Origin of the sequence: Streptomyces sp. BE303 (genome assembly GCF_036290945.1) — a bacterium.
Lineage (GTDB): Bacteria > Actinomycetota > Actinomycetes > Streptomycetales > Streptomycetaceae > Kitasatospora.
Window position 1 is genome coordinate 60,336 of sequence record NZ_JAQYWZ010000947.1, and the last position, 14,764, is coordinate 75,099.

12 protein-coding genes and 1 rRNA gene are annotated in these 14,764 nt (G+C 74.6%); 2 read left to right on the forward strand and 11 right to left on the reverse strand.

What is annotated here, in order from left to right; translation table 11 throughout:
- Positions 1–5: 5 nt before the first annotated feature.
- Positions 6–659, forward strand: coding sequence for a MarR family winged helix-turn-helix transcriptional regulator (locus PUR56_RS39865; RefSeq protein ID WP_329952558.1), 654 nt, complete (start codon positions 6–8; stop codon positions 657–659).
- On the opposite strand, the gene PUR56_RS39870 is transcribed toward PUR56_RS39865, so the two are convergent.
- Complete coding sequence (locus PUR56_RS39870; protein WP_329877574.1) at positions 553–1,491, reverse strand: EamA family transporter; 939 nt, start codon at positions 1,489–1,491, stop codon at positions 553–555. The two genes, PUR56_RS39865 and PUR56_RS39870, sit on opposite strands and share 107 nt — an antisense overlap.
- 119 nt (positions 1,492–1,610) lie before the next feature.
- On the opposite strand from PUR56_RS39870, the gene PUR56_RS39875 reads away from it, so the two are divergent.
- Positions 1,611–2,537, forward strand: coding sequence for a LysR family transcriptional regulator (locus PUR56_RS39875; RefSeq protein WP_329952559.1), 927 nt, complete (start codon positions 1,611–1,613; stop codon positions 2,535–2,537).
- Positions 2,538–2,591: 54 nt separating this feature from the next.
- On the opposite strand, the gene PUR56_RS39880 is transcribed toward PUR56_RS39875, so the two are convergent.
- The 10 genes from PUR56_RS39880 to rrf all read right to left on the reverse strand — a co-directional run.
- Entirely contained in the window at positions 2,592–3,356 is a 765-nt protein-coding gene (locus tag PUR56_RS39880; protein WP_380362144.1) for a ZIP family metal transporter, read from the reverse strand.
- A gap of 272 nt (positions 3,357–3,628) precedes the next feature.
- Positions 3,629–5,299 (reverse strand): restriction endonuclease, encoded by a 1,671-nt coding sequence (locus PUR56_RS39885; protein WP_329952560.1) that lies wholly within the window; start codon positions 5,297–5,299, stop codon positions 3,629–3,631.
- Between the two features lie 113 nt (positions 5,300–5,412).
- Positions 5,413–7,356, reverse strand: coding sequence for a hypothetical protein (locus tag PUR56_RS39890; protein ID WP_329952561.1), 1,944 nt, complete (start codon positions 7,354–7,356; stop codon positions 5,413–5,415).
- A 357-nt stretch (positions 7,357–7,713) separates the two neighbouring features.
- Complete coding sequence (locus PUR56_RS39895; RefSeq protein WP_329952562.1) at positions 7,714–8,028, reverse strand: cupin domain-containing protein; 315 nt, start codon at positions 8,026–8,028, stop codon at positions 7,714–7,716.
- 206 nt (positions 8,029–8,234) lie between these two features.
- On the reverse strand, positions 8,235–8,891 hold the full coding sequence (locus PUR56_RS39900) for a YigZ family protein (RefSeq protein ID WP_329877572.1): 657 nt from the start codon (positions 8,889–8,891) through the stop codon (positions 8,235–8,237).
- A 124-nt stretch (positions 8,892–9,015) separates the two neighbouring features.
- Positions 9,016–10,305 (reverse strand): DUF6986 family protein, encoded by a 1,290-nt coding sequence (locus PUR56_RS39905; RefSeq protein WP_329952563.1) that lies wholly within the window; start codon positions 10,303–10,305, stop codon positions 9,016–9,018.
- 202 nt (positions 10,306–10,507) lie between these two features.
- Complete coding sequence (locus tag PUR56_RS39910) at positions 10,508–12,202, reverse strand: DUF2637 domain-containing protein (RefSeq protein ID WP_329952564.1); 1,695 nt, start codon at positions 12,200–12,202, stop codon at positions 10,508–10,510.
- A gap of 195 nt (positions 12,203–12,397) precedes the next feature.
- Positions 12,398–13,063, reverse strand: coding sequence for a response regulator transcription factor (locus PUR56_RS39915; protein WP_329877469.1), 666 nt, complete (start codon positions 13,061–13,063; stop codon positions 12,398–12,400).
- Positions 13,015–14,418 carry a sensor histidine kinase gene (locus tag PUR56_RS39920; RefSeq protein ID WP_329877467.1) on the reverse strand — a complete coding sequence of 468 codons (1,404 nt, stop codon included), beginning with the start codon at positions 14,416–14,418 and terminating at the stop codon, positions 13,015–13,017. Before PUR56_RS39920 ends, PUR56_RS39915 begins: the two co-directional genes overlap by 49 nt.
- 261 nt (positions 14,419–14,679) lie before the next feature.
- A 5S ribosomal RNA gene (gene rrf, locus PUR56_RS39925) occupies positions 14,680–14,764 on the reverse strand; the annotation flags it as partial.

A 14,764-nucleotide genomic window follows, 5' to 3' on the forward strand; every position in this document is an offset into this window, starting at 1 on the left:
CGCCCATGACCACCACGCCGACCGACGACGCGGCGAGCTCCTCCCCCGTTCCGAACACCGGCGCGAATCCCGAGGAAACGAAGCGCGAGGAAACGAACCGCGAGGAGGCGCTCCCCGGGGAAGCCGCTCCCGGGGAAGCGGGCTCCGGCGAGGCGAACGCCACCGAAGCGCGTGCCGCCGACACCGCCGCCGAGCTGGCCGACGCGATGACCCGGGCGATCAAGCGGATCCGCCGCCGCACCAGCGAGCGTCTGGAGCCCTACGGCATCACCCCCGGCCAGGGCCGCGCCCTGCGGGCCCTGGCGCACGCGCCCGGCTGCGAGCTGCCCGGCCGGGCGATGCGCCTGAGCGATCTCGCCGACCGGCTGCACATCGCCCCCCGCTCGGCCACCACCGTGGTCGACGCGCTGGAGGAGGCGGGAATGGTCGAGCGGGCCCCGGACCCCGCCGACCGCCGCGCCGTACGGATCGTGCTGACCGCGGCCGGCCGGTCGGCGGTGGAGCAGATCGGCCAGGTCCGGCACGAGGTGGCCCAGGAGTACTTCGGTCCGGTCAGCCCCGCCGACCAGGACGTGCTGCTGCGGGCACTGCGGACCGCCGAGGCCGCGTACGCGGCCACCACGCCGCCGTGCCGACCGTCCCCGGGCGCAGGGCGGTGATCCCGATCCCGGCGATCACCAGCAGCGCGGCGGCGCCGGCCAGGGGGCTGACCGGTTCTCCGAGCAGCAGCCAGGCCGAGGACATCCCGAACACCGGCACCAGCAGCGAGTAGGGCGCGACCGCGGTGGCGTCGTAGCTGCGCAGGAGGTAGCTCCAGGCGACGAACCCGAACAGGGTGGAGACCAGCCCGACGTAGCCGATCGCGCCCAGTCCGGCCGGGGTGATCTCGCGCAGCGCGCGCAGGTCGGCCTCCGGTCCCTCGACCAGCAGCGAGAGGCCGAGCAGTGGCAGCGGCGGGACGGCGCTGACCCAGACCATCCAGCGCAGCGCGTCCGGCGGGGCGGCCTTGCGGGTCAGCACGTTGGAGAGGCCCCAGGCGGTCGCGGCGAGGACGACCAGGACGAACGCGCCGACCGGTCCGCCGACGCCGCGGTCGACGGCGCTCAGTCCGATCCCGGCGAGCGCGACCGCCAGCCCGGTCAGCCGCCGCCCGCCGGGCCGCTCGCCCAGCAGGACGGCAGCGAACAGCGCGGTGAAGACGGCCTGCCCCTGGAGCACGAGGGAGGAGAGGCCGGCCGGCATCCCGGCGTGCATGCCCAGGAAGAGCAGACCGAACTTGACCACCCCGAGCACCAGGCCGACGGCGAGCACCCACCGCACGGCGACCCTGGGCGGGCCGATGAAGAAGATCGCCGGGACGGCGACCACGGCGAACCGCAGCGCGCAGAAGAGCAGGGGCGGGAAGTTCTGCAGACCGACGTGGATGAGGACGAAGTTGAGGCCCCACACGGCGGCCACCAGGACGGCCAGGGCGATGTGACGCGGGCTCATGCCGGCGCCGGGGGCGGCCTGCGGGGTTGCGCTCATGGATCGAGGATGACCGCCGCCATCGTGCAGCACCAGCGATGAATACTGAAGGCCATGCTTAAGCGTTGCTGCATGATGGACCCATGATGGATCTGGGGCGCCTGCGGGCGCTGCACGCGGTGGCCGTGCACGGTTCGGTCGGCGGGGCGGCGGCGGCCCTCGGGTTCACCCCGTCCGCCGTCTCGCAGCAGATCGCCAAGCTGGAGCGGGAGACCAGGACGGTGCTGCTGGAACGTCAGGGCCGCGGGGTGGTGCTGACGGACGCCGCGCGCGAGCTGGCCGCCACCGCACAGGCGGTGCTGGGCCTGGTGGAACGGGCCGAGGTGCGGCTGGAGGAGCAGCGCGGCCAGGCGGTCGGGCGGCTGACGGTGGCCGCGTTCGCCACCGGGGCCCGGGGGCTGATGCCAGGGGTGCTTTCCGATCTGCGCACGCGGTGCCCGGACCTGGACGTGCGGCTGCTGGAGAGCGATCCCTACCCGGCCGCCGATCTGGTGGCCCGCGGCGAGGTGGACCTGGCGCTGGTCCAGGACTGGCCGACGGTGCCGTTGCCGGTGCAGGAGGGACTCTCCCGGCTGGATCTCGGCCCCGACCCGGTGGACCTGCTGCTTCCCGCCGGCCATCCGCTGGCCGGACTCTCGGTGGTGCCGGTGGGCCGGCTCCGCGAGCAGCGCTGGATCAGCGTGCCGCCCGGCAACATCTGCCACGACTGGCTGGTCCGGACGCTGCGGGAGGCCGGTGAGGAGCCCGACGTCCACTACCGGGTCGGCGAGTTCGAGACCCAGATCGCGCTGATCGCGGCGGGGCTCGGCGTCGGTCTGGTGCCCCGACTGGGCCGGGGCGTGCTGCCGTCGGGCGTGGTCGCACGGCCGGTGGTCCCGGAGCCTGCCCGGCGGGTGTTCGCGCTCTGGCGCTCGCAGGCCTCGCGGCGCCCGGCGATCACCGAGGCCCTGGGCGCGCTGCAGGCGCGGTGGGCCGCCCGCGACCGAGAAATGACCGTGGCCGGGAGCTGACCGCGGCCGGGAGGTGACGGCCTGACGGGCGCCCTGGCACCGGCGGCCCCGCCGTCAGCCGGCGAAGCCGATCACCAGCCACATGAAGCCCACACCGACGAGGGTGCAGAGCAGCGTGGAGCGCGAGGGGTGCGGGCTGTGTGCCTCGGGGAGGATGTCGGAGGTCGCCAGGTAGAGCAGGAAGCCGGCGAAGAACCCGAGGTAGAGGCCGAGCACGTGCTCGGAGATGGTGAACAGCAGGGTGATCGCCGCCCCCGTCACCGGCGCGATCGCGTCCGCCGCGAGCAGCGTCAGCGCCCGCCGTCGGTCGTTCCCGTAGAGCCGGGTCAGCGTGTAGGTGTTGAAGCCGTCGGCGAAGTCGTGCGCGACCACGGCGATCGCCACCACCGTCCCGACCGTGGTGCCGGCCTGGAAGGCCGCGCCGATCGCGAAGCCGTCCATCAGGCTGTGGCCGACCAGGGCGAGCGCCGCGGTGAGGCCCACGCCCTGCTGTCCGTCGAGGCCGGACCGGGTGCGGCCGTGGGAGTGGCCGTGCGCGTGGCCGGACACGGACCGCTGGCCGTGGGTGTGCTCGGCGTACTCGTCCTCGTGGCCGCGGTGAATGGCGACCGCCCGCTCGACGATGTGGATGGTCAGGAAGCCGGCCGCGAACATCAGCAGTGCCTGCGGCACCCCGTGGAACTCCTCGGGCGCCTGGTGCAGCGCCTCCGGGAGCAGGTCGAAGGCCACCACGCCGAGCATCAGCCCGGCGGCGAAGCCGAGCACCAGGTGGCGGCGGTCCCCGGTGCGCTGGGCGACCCAGCCGCCCAGCAGCGTCATCAGGAACGCCCCCGCCGCGACCAGGATCGCGGTCACCGCTCCTCCGCCGTGGCGGACCGTCTGTCCATTCCCTCTCCCCCGTGTCCCGCCCGTCCCCGGGCCGACCGCCGGCCGGTGCCGGTCGGTCTCGCGAACCCGTCCGACGCCGGGTGCCGCCATTCGGCCGGGCCCCGGTTCACCCGGACGCCCGTGCCCCCAGCCTCACGCGGGCCACCGGGCGGCGCCCGCCGGACGGTCCGTCAGGGTGAGCCGCCGTGCGGGGTCCGTCCCGCTCAGAGCCCCGCGGCGAGCGGCAGGCCGAGGTGGGTGCGGGTCAGCTCGCGGACGCCCTCGCCGTCGACCAGGTGGATGTGCCGGTGCCCGTCCTCACCCGTGAGGTCGAGCGCGCCGTCGGTGAACCGGCCGGTGGTCAGCCGGAGCCCGCGCTCGGCCGACTCCTCCCGGACCGCTTCCGCCAGCGTCCGGATCTCCTCCTCACCCACCGCGTCCGTGCTGCGGGAGGCCCAGACCACCCAGCGGCCGGGCAGCGCGCTGCCGGCCGGTCCCTCACCGGTGGCGACCAGCCCGGCCCGGCCCCGCAGCCGGACGCTCCACTGCGCCAGCCCGCCCCGGGTGAGCAGTTCACGGACCAGCTGGGCGAACTCGTTGCCCGAGAGGTCCGGTGCGGCCGGCACGGCGGCGGCTGCCAGTGCGGCCGGTTCGACGACCACCCGGGCGTACGGGTCGGGGGTGACGGCCGCGCCCAGCCTGCGCAACCGGACGAGGGCCTCGTCCTGTTCGGCGTCCGCGTAGACGCCCTCGCCGTCCGGTTCCTCGTCGGGATCGGCCGGCGGCAGCAGCCTGGTGCGGGCCAGCGCGTCCCGGTCGGCGTCCACGCTCAGCAGGCAGTGCGGCTCGCCCGTACCCGGCTCGCGCAGCCAGCCGTTGAGCACGACGCCGGCCAGTATCTCGTCGGTGTCGACCGCGTCGGCGGCCTGGAGCGCGCGCAGCGCCAGCCTGGCGACCAGGCGCAGGTAGTCGGCGGCCCGGTCGGCGGGCGGGCGCGGCACCGGGAGGATCTCGCCGTCGGCACCGAGCCGGTAGCCGGCCAGCGAGGGCGAGACGTCGAGGGACGGCAGGTCGAGGTCGAGCACGGCGGTCCGGGTCAGCGGACGGTAGACGGCCCGGCAGGGCGCGGGCAGGTCCTGGGTCGCGGTCTCGGCCGAGGCGAGCGCCCGCTCCAGCAGCGATTCGACGGCGGCCGGCTCGGCCAGCCGGTACGCCCGGCGGCACTCCTCCAGTGACTCGTTGTACTCGCGGACCGCGCGCGCCCGGGCCTGCTCGGACTCCTCGTGGGCCCGCCGCTGCCCGTCCACGGCCGGGCTGCCGGACTCGGCCCGCCGGGTACGCCACTCGCGCAGGGTGCGCTGGTGGGTGAGCCGGGCCTGGGCCAGCTCGCGCTGGTAGCCGGAGTCCAGCAGCCGGCGGGACGGGGCCTCGTCGGGGTCTGCGGCCGGCGGTCCGGCGGGGGCGAAGTCCTCCCAGCGCGGTTCCGGGTCCTCGCCCGGCCCGGCCGCAGGACCGTCGGAGGGGTAGGGCCGCGGCTCGTAGCGGCGCAGCTGGCTCTCGAAGTCCATGGCCGAGACGGGCAGGGCGGCCCGCCGCAGCAGGTCGGCCAACCGCTCGTGCTCGGCCTGGACGGTGAGCGTGCGGTGGTGCGTCAGCGCGGCGGCGCGGGCGTGCGCGGCGACGGCCTCGTCACCGCCCGCGCCGTACGGGTCGTCCGGTGCGGGGCCCGGCGGCGCGCCGCCCGGCCCCGTGTCGGCGTCGGCACCGGCGGGGCTGTCGGGCCGGCCGTCCCCGTCCGGCCCGTCAACCCCGAGGTCGCGGAAGACCGAGGCCAGGAAGCCCGGTCGGGGGGCCGTGAGCGCACCGTCGGACTGGCCGTCTGCTGAGTACTGCATCGGTGGTCGTTCCCCCATGCTCGTCCGGCGCCTGCCCGGGGCATCCGGCGACCCCGAGGTCGGCCCCTGCCGGACATTGTCCACCGAACGGACGCACCGGTCAGCCAAGCCTCTCAGTTGGTGCGGGTGTTGGTCAGGTGCAGGCCGATGTAGCCGACATAGATCCGGCCACTGCCCGAGCAGTCGTCGAGGTAGTGCAGCCTGGGCGCGGTGCGACCGCCGCCGATCCGCAGGTGGGCACCCATGAACGCGCGCCGCGAGGCGTCGACGCACTCGGGCACCGGCAGCATCCGTTCGCGTTTCCACTTGGTGTGGCTGAACACCGTCCGGGACTCCCCGCGCACCGCCTTGCGGGGCGGGAAGCGGTGACAGCCGGCCGGGGTGCGCTCGCACCACTGCTTGAAGTCACCGCCGGCCCGGCCGCGTACGGCGGCCTCGGCGTACTCCTGGAGCGCCGTCAGGCCGTCCCAGGTGAGCCGGGCCCAGCCGGTGCCGGTGCAGCGCAGTTCGTCGAGGGCGATGGCGGCCTTCTGGTCGCCGGTGAAGGTGAGCAGCGGGAACTCGCCCAGCCGGGCCATCAGCTCGGTGAAGGTGGCGGGGGTGTCGGTCGGCGCGGCCCGTCGGCCGGAGCGCCGCCCGGCGCCGGCGGGAGCGGGCGGCGGGCACCCGCGTGAAGTCGGTGATCCGGCACCTGCGGCGACCGGCGCCGGTCCGGCCGCTCCGCCGGGAATGGTGGGGAAGGTGCAGAGGCGGCCGGACGGCGCACGCCCCCGGCCTGCGCGACGGCGCTCGCGGCGCAGGCTGTGCCGGACCCGCTCCAGTTCGTCGGCCCGGGCCTGCTGCTCGGCGAGGTCCTGCCGCTCCTCGTGGGCGAGGGCCGCCGACTCGGCCCCGGCGACGGCGTCCGGGCCGGCAGCGGCCCGGTCCGACGAGGTTCCGGCCGGGGAGCCGGCCGGGTGTCCCGGCGACCCCGTCGGGGCCGGGTCCGAGTACGACGCCGGAGCCTGGTTCTCGGTCCGGCTCCGGGTGGCAGGTCGGGGCGAGGACGGGACGACCCTGAGGACCGGGACGGCGGCCAGGACGGGTGGCAGCGGCAGCTCGGCGGCGATCCGGCGAGGTTCGCGGGCCAGCAGTCCCGCGGCCCGGCGGAGGTCCTCCTCGATCCGGCGCCTCGCCAGTACGGGGTGCCGCGCGCCGTCCTGCCGGGAGGCCGGGTCGACCTCGGGCAGGTAGGTGCGCACCGCGCCGCCGTAGACGGCGTGGTGCTCCAGCGCGACGTTGAACCTGGTCCGGGCGCCCGGGTCGAGGACGTACACGGTGGCCAGCCCCGGCAACTGGTCACTGAGCGGGCCGACCACCTCCGCCATCCACTCGCCGACGGAGTGGCCGACCGGGACGCTGGCCACCACGGTGGGCATCCGGCGGTCGGGGTCGCAGAGTTCGTCGATCAGGTCGTCGACCCCTGTCACGGTGAGTACCCGTGGCACGGTCTGGACGGCGACCGGCCCGTCGGCGGCGTCCAGGAGCGGAAGCAGGGTGCGGGCGAGTTCGGGCACGGGGACCCGGCAGGGCGTCCGTACACCGCTGTCGGTGGTGTGCGTCTCGGCCTCCAGCCGGACCCAGGTCGGTCCTGCGGGGCCGGTTGCGACGGTGAGGGTGAGCTGGCCGGTCCCGTGCGGAGCGGGTGTGCGGAGCCGTCGGCGGTCGTAACGGCCGGTGTCCGGGTCCCGGCCCGGGCCAGCCCCGGAGCCGGTGGCCGGGAGGAATCCGGGGCGGAGCGAGCCGCTGTCCCGGTCGAGCAGGACGCGGTCGCCGAGCCGGAGGCGTTCGGCCACCGGGCCGCGCCCGGGTCTGTCCGCGGCGGGTACGTCGGTCGAGGCGGGTACGTCGGGTGAGAGGACGGGCGGACGGGCGGAGAAGGTGGCCGACGGAGTGACGACGGGCGCGGGTGCGACGGACGGGGGTTCCTCGCACCCCTCCTGTTTCAGCCAGTCGGCGAGGTGCCGGTCGGCCAGGGCAACGGCTTCGGCGTGCGGGAGCGCGGTGGTGACGGTCATCCGGTAGGGCGTCGCGGGGCCTCTGGAGCCGGGGGGACCGGCATGGGCGGGCGACGACGGAAAGCGGTCCGAGGTCATGCGCGTACCTCCGTGAAGGCGGTGGTGGGGTCCGGTGTCCTCCATCGATGGGTCATTGGTCCGGTTCGCCGGACCTTGCCCAGGAAACGCCATGACCCGGAGCGGAAGTTCCGACTCCGGGCCACGTCAATACGTTCGAGTGAATCTGCTCAAGCCGCCCCGCATGGTCGGCGGCGATCTGCTCCAGTCCCGACGACTCCTCCGGGCCGGGCGTCCGGCCGGGCGTCCGGCCGGGCGTCCGGCCGGGCGTCCGGCCGGGGTTCGGTGAGGTCTCCGGGCTCAGTCCTCGCAGCGCTCCGCTCCGCTCCGGATCCACTCCGGCTCCGTGACCGGCACGGCCAGCGGGCACCCCTCCGGCGCCTCGTAGGTGGCGACCAGGACGACGGGCACCGTCCCGCGGTTGTGACCGACGTGGATGTACGCGGGCCCGCCCAGCTCGACCAGCGAGTCCCCGGCGTGGCTGACCTCGATCCGGCCGTCGTGCAGGGTACGGGTGAGCGTCCCGGAGAGCACCACGACGTCGACCCGGCCCGGGTGGAAGTGCCAGCCGGTGTCGTCCCCCGGGGCCAGTGTGATGGTCTGGACGACGGGCATCGCGGCCTCGGTTCCCTGGTCGGCGGATCCGACCAGGCTAGACAGGGCGCACCGGGCTCGAAACCGGTCGTTCCGGATCTGTCCGAAAACTCGTCCGGAACCGGCACGACCGCACAGCCCGGCCCGTCGGGGGTGTGAGGGCGCACCGCACGCCGGATGCGTGCCCCGCCGCTCCCCCGCTCCGCTGCCCTCCCGGGATCAGCGGCTCAGACCGGCACCTCGACGAACGTCCGGCCCGCCGCCACCGCGACCGCCGTGCCGCCGGTCGCCTCGGCCAGCCAGGTGTGGAACGCCCCGACCTCCGGTTCCGGCACGCCGACCTCGATCCGCACCCCGGCCGCCCCGTAGCCGAGGTCGCTCACCGTGTAACCGGCCGCCCGCAGGTCGTTCTCGACCCGCCCGGCCCGGGTGTGGTCGGCCGTCACGGCCAGCAGCGCGACCGGCCGCCGTTCCAGCAGTCCGACCTCGTCCAGCGCCTCCGACACCGCGCTGCCGTACGCCCGCACCAGACCGCCGGCGCCCAGCTTGATCCCGCCGAAGTACCTGGTCACGACGGCGGCCGTGTCGGTGACCCCGCGCCGGCGCAACACCTCCAGCATCGGCACACCGGCCGTCCCGCCGGGCTCGCCGTCGTCGCTGGAGCGCTCGCGGCGCTGCTCCTCGCCGACGACGAAGGCGGTGCAGTTGTGCCGGGCGTCCCAGTACTGCCGACGGATGCCGGCGATGAACGCCTGGGCCTCCTCCTCGTCGGCGACCCGGGCGAGGTGGCAGATGAACCGCGACTTCTTGATCTCGGTCTCGTGGCTGCCCGCGCCCCGGACGGTGAGGTACTGCCTGGGGGTCGGCTCCGGCGTGGCGGACATGGCGCGGTGGTTCTCCCGGAGGACGACGAGGCTGGCGGGCATCCCGGACGAGCGGTCCGGGCGGCTCAGCCAGCCTAACCCCCGGCCACCGGCCGGTCGCTGACCGGGCCCGGGCCGGGCCCGGTCAGCGACCGGCCAGCGCCTCCAGCCGGGCCCGGTCCAGGCCGGTCGCCGCGGCGACCTCGCCGAGGTCGACCGCACCGCAGTCCAGCCCGCGCAGCAGGTGGCCGCTGAGGGCCCGCGCGGTGGCCGGCTCGTCCATCACGTCGCCGCCCGCCTTGGCGACGTAGGCGGCCAACCGGGCACCGGCGGCGGCCACCCCCTCGCGGTAGAAGGAGTAGACGGCGGCGTAGCGGGTCGGCAGGTGCGCCGGGTGCATGTCCCAGCCCTGGTAGTAGGCCCGGGCCAGCGATCGGCGGACCAGGTCGTGGTGGAGCTTCCAGGCGGCGTGCACCTGCGCGGTGGAGCCGGTCGGGATCACGTTGGTGGACCCGTCCGAGAGCCGGACCCCGGTACCGGCGGCGGCCACCTGCATCACCGCCTTGGCGTGGTCGGCGACCGGGTGGTCCAGGCTCTGGTACGCGGCGCCGACCCCGCAGGAGGCGCTGTAGTCGAAGGTCCCGTAGTGCAGGCCGGTGGCCCGGCCACCGGCCGCCTCGATCATCCGGGCGACGGTGGCCCGCCCGTCCGGGCCGAGGATCGCCTGGGTGGTCTCGATCTGGATCTCGAAGCCGATCCGCCCGGCCGGCAGTCCGGCGGCGTGCTCGAAGTCGGCCAGCAGTCGGACCAGGGCGGTGACCTGCTCGGCGTAGGTCACCTTGGGCAGGGTCAGCACCAGCCCCTCGGGCAGGCCGCCGTCCGCGAGCAGGGTGCCGAGGAAGAGCTCCAGCGTGCGGATACCCCGGTCGCGGACGGCCGCTTCCATGCACTTGATCCGGATGCCGACGTACGGCGGTGCGCTTCCGTCCGCCACCGCCGCGGCGACCAGCTCGGCGGCCCGGACGGCGGCGGCGTCCTCCTCCGCGTCGGGGCGTGCGCCGTAGCCGTCCTCGAAGTCGATCCGCAGGTCCTCGACCGGCTCGCGTTCCAGCTTGGCCCGGACCCGGGCGTGCACGTCGGCGAGCAGCGCGTCGTCCGCCGCACCGAGCGCCCGGGCCAGCTCGGCCGGGGTACCGGCGTGGGTGTCGAAGACCTCCAGCGCCTGCCGGCCCCACGTCCGCACGGTGTCGGCGGCGAAGGCGTCGGCCGGGACGTAGACGGTGTGGACCGGCTGACGGGTGCCCGGGTCACCCGGGTAGCGGCGGGCCAGGTCGGCGTCGACCGGGGCGAGCAACGCTTCCACCGCGGTGCGGGCGGCGGCGGAGAACGCGGCTCCGCCCGTCGGCCCGGTACCGCCCACCTCGACCTGCGACATCCGTACTCCTCACGCCGGCATGCGCGCGGGGCCCGTGCCAGGCCGGCGCTTCAACAGTTTGTTGAGGTGAAGGTAGACCGGCCCGGGTCGGGCGTCAATGGCCAACCGGACGGCGGACCGGCGATCGGGTGACGAGGAACGAGGAACGAGGAACGGGGAGCGGGGGACTCGCCTCGTGGGAGGCGGGCGGCCTGCGGCGGGGTCAGTCCCGCCCCGAGGCCGCGTAGCGGTCACGCAGCTCCGGGATGAGCTCGGCGACCTCCTTCGGGTGCACCGACCCGTCCGCACGGTTGCCGATCACGCCGTACTCCCTGGTCAGCCAGTCGGCCAGCCGCTGCGGATCGGGCTGGTTCTCGAAGGTGTCGATGTAGCTGACCAGGGCCGCGTACACGACCTCCGGGTCCAGCCGGTACGAGCCCGGACGCGGCACGGGGCCGATCGGACGCTCCGCCGGCCCGTCGAAGGCGGGATCCTCCTGGAACTCCGGCGCATAGCCCTGCTCCGCGACGCTCTCCGCGTACTCGGCCTGCTCGACGTAGCCGTCCTGCTCGGGGTACTCGGCCTCGTCGGCGTAACCGGTCCGGCCGGCCTGCCCGGCGTACGGCGCCGCGGCCGACCCGCCCTGCGCGGCGGCGGCGACCGGCTGCGGCTCCGGCTCGGACTCCGTCGGACGCGGCGGCTTGAACCACGGCGAGGCCTGGCCGGGCACCCGGCCGCCCGGCGCGCCGTCGTCCTGGTGACCCGTGGTCCGCACCGCCCGCTCGGTCCAGACGTTCAGCTCCTCACGGGGCTGCGGCGGGGTCTGCTGCTCCTCCCCCTCCGGCTCCTGAACCGCCCGCAACCGCACCGCGGCGAGCTTGGCCAGCATCGGCGCGGCCACCTCCGCCGGCATCGGCGCCACCGCGGAAGGGGCCGCCGAGACCGGGGCCGCCACGGGCTCGGCCTGCGGCCTGGCCTCCTGGGCCTGCTGCTGCGGCGCCCGCTGCACCCCGGCCCGACCGGGCTGCTCCGGCTGCGGGTCGTGGGCCTGCGGTTGCGGCGCCGCCGGCACCGCGGCCTGCGGTCCGGCCGGAACCCCGACCCGGAGCGCGGACGACGCGTCCGCCTGCGGCCCGTTCTGGACAGCGGCCGGCGCGAGCGCACCCGCCGCGCGGCCGTCGTGGACCTCGTGAACCTCGTGGACCTCTCGGGACGCCGGCACCTCGCTCACCGTCCGCCCCTCCTCGTCCAACCCGTCGAGCACCGCCAGATCGAGCGGAACCCCGTACTTGGCCAGCTTGAGCGGCAGCAGTGCCTGGATCGGCGCCGAGCGGCGCCAGCCGCGCCCGTACCGGAAGCGCAGCTGTGCCCGGTAGACGAGCCGGTTCTGCTCCAACCGCACGACCTCGTCGTACGAGCGCAGCTCCCAGAGCTTCATCCGACGCCAGAGCCGGAAGGTCGGCACCGGGGAGAGCACCCAGCGCATCAGCCGGACCGACTCCATGTGCCGGTCCGCGGTGATCGCGGCGATCCGCCCGACGGCGTGCCGGGAGGCCTCGACCACGACGACGAACAGCACCGGGATGACCGCGTGCATCCCCATGCCGAGCGGGTCGCCCCAGGAGGCGGCGGCGTTGAAGGCGATGGTGGCGACGGTCAGCAGCCAGGCGGTCTGCCGCAGCAGGGGGAAGGGTATGCGCAGCCAGGTCAGCACCAGGTCCAGCGCGAGCAGGACCACGATGCCGGCGTCCACACCGATCGGGAACGCGTAGGAGAAGCTGCCGAAGCCCTTCTCCGCGGCCAGGTCCCGCACGGCGCTGTACGACCCGGCGAAGCCGATGCCGGAGATGAGGCAGGCCCCGGCGGCCACGACGCCGAGCAGGCCACGGTGGGCCTTGGTGAGCGATGGGCGTGCCATAACGTCAATCAACCCCTGGATGTCGGCTGCGGCCGTACGCTGCCCCGGCTACCGGTTCCCGCTTGTCGGGGTGCCGGGGCTGAGCAACCTCCGGGCTCGGCCCACCGGAGTTTACTCGTACACCTGTTTCAGCGTTTCCGCAGCCCGGAGTGTCACCGCCGGCACCGGCTCGCGTCCGGGGGAACGGGCGATCTGTCAGCCGGTCCGCTCGGCCGACCCGTTGAGGTAGGCGAGCACCGCCATGACCCGGCGGTTGGCGTCCTCGGCCGGGGCGAGCTCCAGCTTGGTGAAGATGTTGGCGATGTGCTTCGCCACCGCACCGTCGCTCACCACCAGCCGGGCGGCGATGGCGGAGTTCGAACAGCCCTCCGCCATGAGCTCCAGCACCTCGCGCTCCCGCGGCGAGAGCCGCTGGAGCGGACCCGGCCGCCGGGACGTGCTCTGCATCAGCTTGGCGATGACGTCCGGGTCCATCGCCGTACCGCCGGCGGCCACCCGCCGGACCCCGTCGATGAACTGGTCGGCGTTGAAGACCCGGTCCTTCAGCAGGTAGCCGATCCCGCCGGTGCCGTCCGCCAGCAACTCCCGCGCGTACAGCTGCTGGACGTGCTGCGACAGCACCAGCACCGGCAGGCCCGGGATCCGCTTCCTCGCCTGGAGCGCCGCCTGAAGTCCCTCGTCGGTGAGCGTCGGCGGCAGGCGGACGTCGACCACGGCGACGTCCGGGCGGTGCGTCAGCAGGGCGTCCAGCAGTTCCGGGCCGGTCTCGACGGCCGCCGCGATGGTGAAGCCGTGCGCTTCCAGCAGCCGGATCAGACCTTCGCGAAGGAGGTAGAGGTCCTCGGCGAGGACAACTCGCACGGCAGCTCCAGGGTGATGGTGGTCGGACCGCCCGACGTGCTGTCGATGGCGAGGACACCGTCGAAGGTACCCAATCGGCGCTCGATCCCGCGCAGCCCGGTCCCCCTCCCCGGATCCGCCACACCGACCCCGTCGTCCGTCACGGTCACCCGCAGCCGCCCGGCCCGGTACATGATGTCCACCCATACCTGTTCCGCACCCGAATGCTTGGCCGCGTTGGCCAGCAACTCGCAGATACTGAAGTACGCCGTCGCCTCCACCGGCGCCGGCGGGCGGTCCGGCAGGCTGACGCAGACCTCGGTCGGCAGCGCGGAGTCCAGTGCCAGCGCACGGACCGCGTCTCCCAGGCCGCGCTCGGCAAGCACCGGCGGGTGGATGCCGCGGACCAGGTCCCGCAGTTCCTGGAGCGCCCGGGCCGAGGACTGCCTGGCCTCGGAGAGGAGCTCCCGCGCCGCCTTCGGATCGGTCTCCATCAGGTGCTCGATCGTGCCCAGCGTCATCCCGATCGCCACCAGCCGGGCCTGCGCACCGTCGTGCAGGTCCTGCTCGATCCGGCGCAGTTCGGCCGCCTGGCTGCCGACGGCGTCGGCCCGGGTCTCGGTCAGCTCCGCCACCCGCTTGGTCAGCTGGGCGTGCGAGGCCCGTCCGTCCTGGTCCAGGACCCGGCGTGCGAGTTCCGCGTAGGCACGCACCGCGTACGGCGACGCCACCACGGCGAGGCCGATCAGTGCCAGCCCGATCAGGACCGACGCCAGCACCGTGCCGGTGGGCACCGGCCCGTAGTCCTGGTAGCCGTCCACCGCGTTGATCAGGTACGCCACCCCGGCGACCAGCAGTCCGGACACCATCGCCGCCATGGCACCGACCGCGAGCGGGCCGACCAGCAGCCAGAGGATCTCCGACCGCGTCGCCCGGTCCCGCGCCGACCAGTGCAGCAGCTGCGCCAGCCTCGCCACGGAGTGGGACCGGTGGTACGAGTAGCCCGTCCACCAGTGGCCGCGCTCGTCCGCCTCCAGCGCCGGCCGGGGGCTGTACTCGACCGGCAGCCGGATCCCGTACCACCGGACGAGCTGGGCCCGCGTTCGGTCCGCGCACCGGCGGACGAAGAGGCCCGCCACCGTGGCACCCGCCGTCAGCCCGGCGACCAGTGCGAAGAGAGCCCCGGGGTAGTAGTTCTCCATGGCCCAGGCGGCGGTGCCACCCGCGAAGAACGCCCCCAGGACCGGCAGCACGACGACCGGCGCCATGCCCAGGACCAGCCCCGAGAGCCGCGCCAGCCCGCGGCCGCCCGACGCCAGCGCAGTCTCGGCCTGGGCGCGCACGGTGCCGCCGCTGAATCGACTCTCTGCTGTCACGGGTACTCCTGGTGCTGGTGCTGGTCCTGATGTCGCCGGCCGACTCCGACCGCCGTGGTCAAGTCTTCCGTCCCACAGCCGGCCGGGCACTGGCCGTCCTACCCCGAATCCGGGGTGGTGCTAGGTCCACCCCTGATGGTGGGGGGGTGACGATCCGTCCGTCGCCGCAATTCCCGTCGACTTCTCTCGGTTTCTCTCGACTTCTCCGGAAACGCAAAGAACCCCCGTCCGGATCCCGGACGGGGGTTCTTCACAATGATTGTTCGGCGGCGTCCTACTCTCCCACAGGGTCCCCCCTGCAGTACCATCGGCGCTGTGAGGCTTAGCTTCCGGGTTCGGAATGTAA

Coding starts and splice junctions, on each gene's coding strand:
- PUR56_RS39895 (WP_329952562.1), bottom strand. CDS start 8,028: ATGCCCGTCGTCCAGACCATCACACTGGCCCCGGGGGACGACACCGGC.
- PUR56_RS39890 (WP_329952561.1), bottom strand. CDS start 7,356: ATGACCGTCACCACCGCGCTCCCGCACGCCGAAGCCGTTGCCCTGGCC.
- PUR56_RS39905 (WP_329952563.1), bottom strand. CDS start 10,305: ATGTCGCAGGTCGAGGTGGGCGGTACCGGGCCGACGGGCGGAGCCGCG.
- PUR56_RS39880 (WP_380362144.1), bottom strand. CDS start 3,356: ATGACGCTGCTGGGCGGCTGGGTCGCCCAGCGCACCGGGGACCGCCGC.
- PUR56_RS39885 (WP_329952560.1), bottom strand. CDS start 5,299: ATGCAGTACTCAGCAGACGGCCAGTCCGACGGTGCGCTCACGGCCCCC.
- PUR56_RS39870 (WP_329877574.1), bottom strand. CDS start 1,491: ATGAGCCCGCGTCACATCGCCCTGGCCGTCCTGGTGGCCGCCGTGTGG.
- PUR56_RS39875 (WP_329952559.1), top strand. CDS start 1,611: ATGATGGATCTGGGGCGCCTGCGGGCGCTGCACGCGGTGGCCGTGCAC.
- PUR56_RS39900 (WP_329877572.1), bottom strand. CDS start 8,891: ATGTCCGCCACGCCGGAGCCGACCCCCAGGCAGTACCTCACCGTCCGG.
- PUR56_RS39865 (WP_329952558.1), top strand. CDS start 6: ATGACCACCACGCCGACCGACGACGCGGCGAGCTCCTCCCCCGTTCCG.
- PUR56_RS39910 (WP_329952564.1), bottom strand. CDS start 12,202: ATGGCACGCCCATCGCTCACCAAGGCCCACCGTGGCCTGCTCGGCGTC.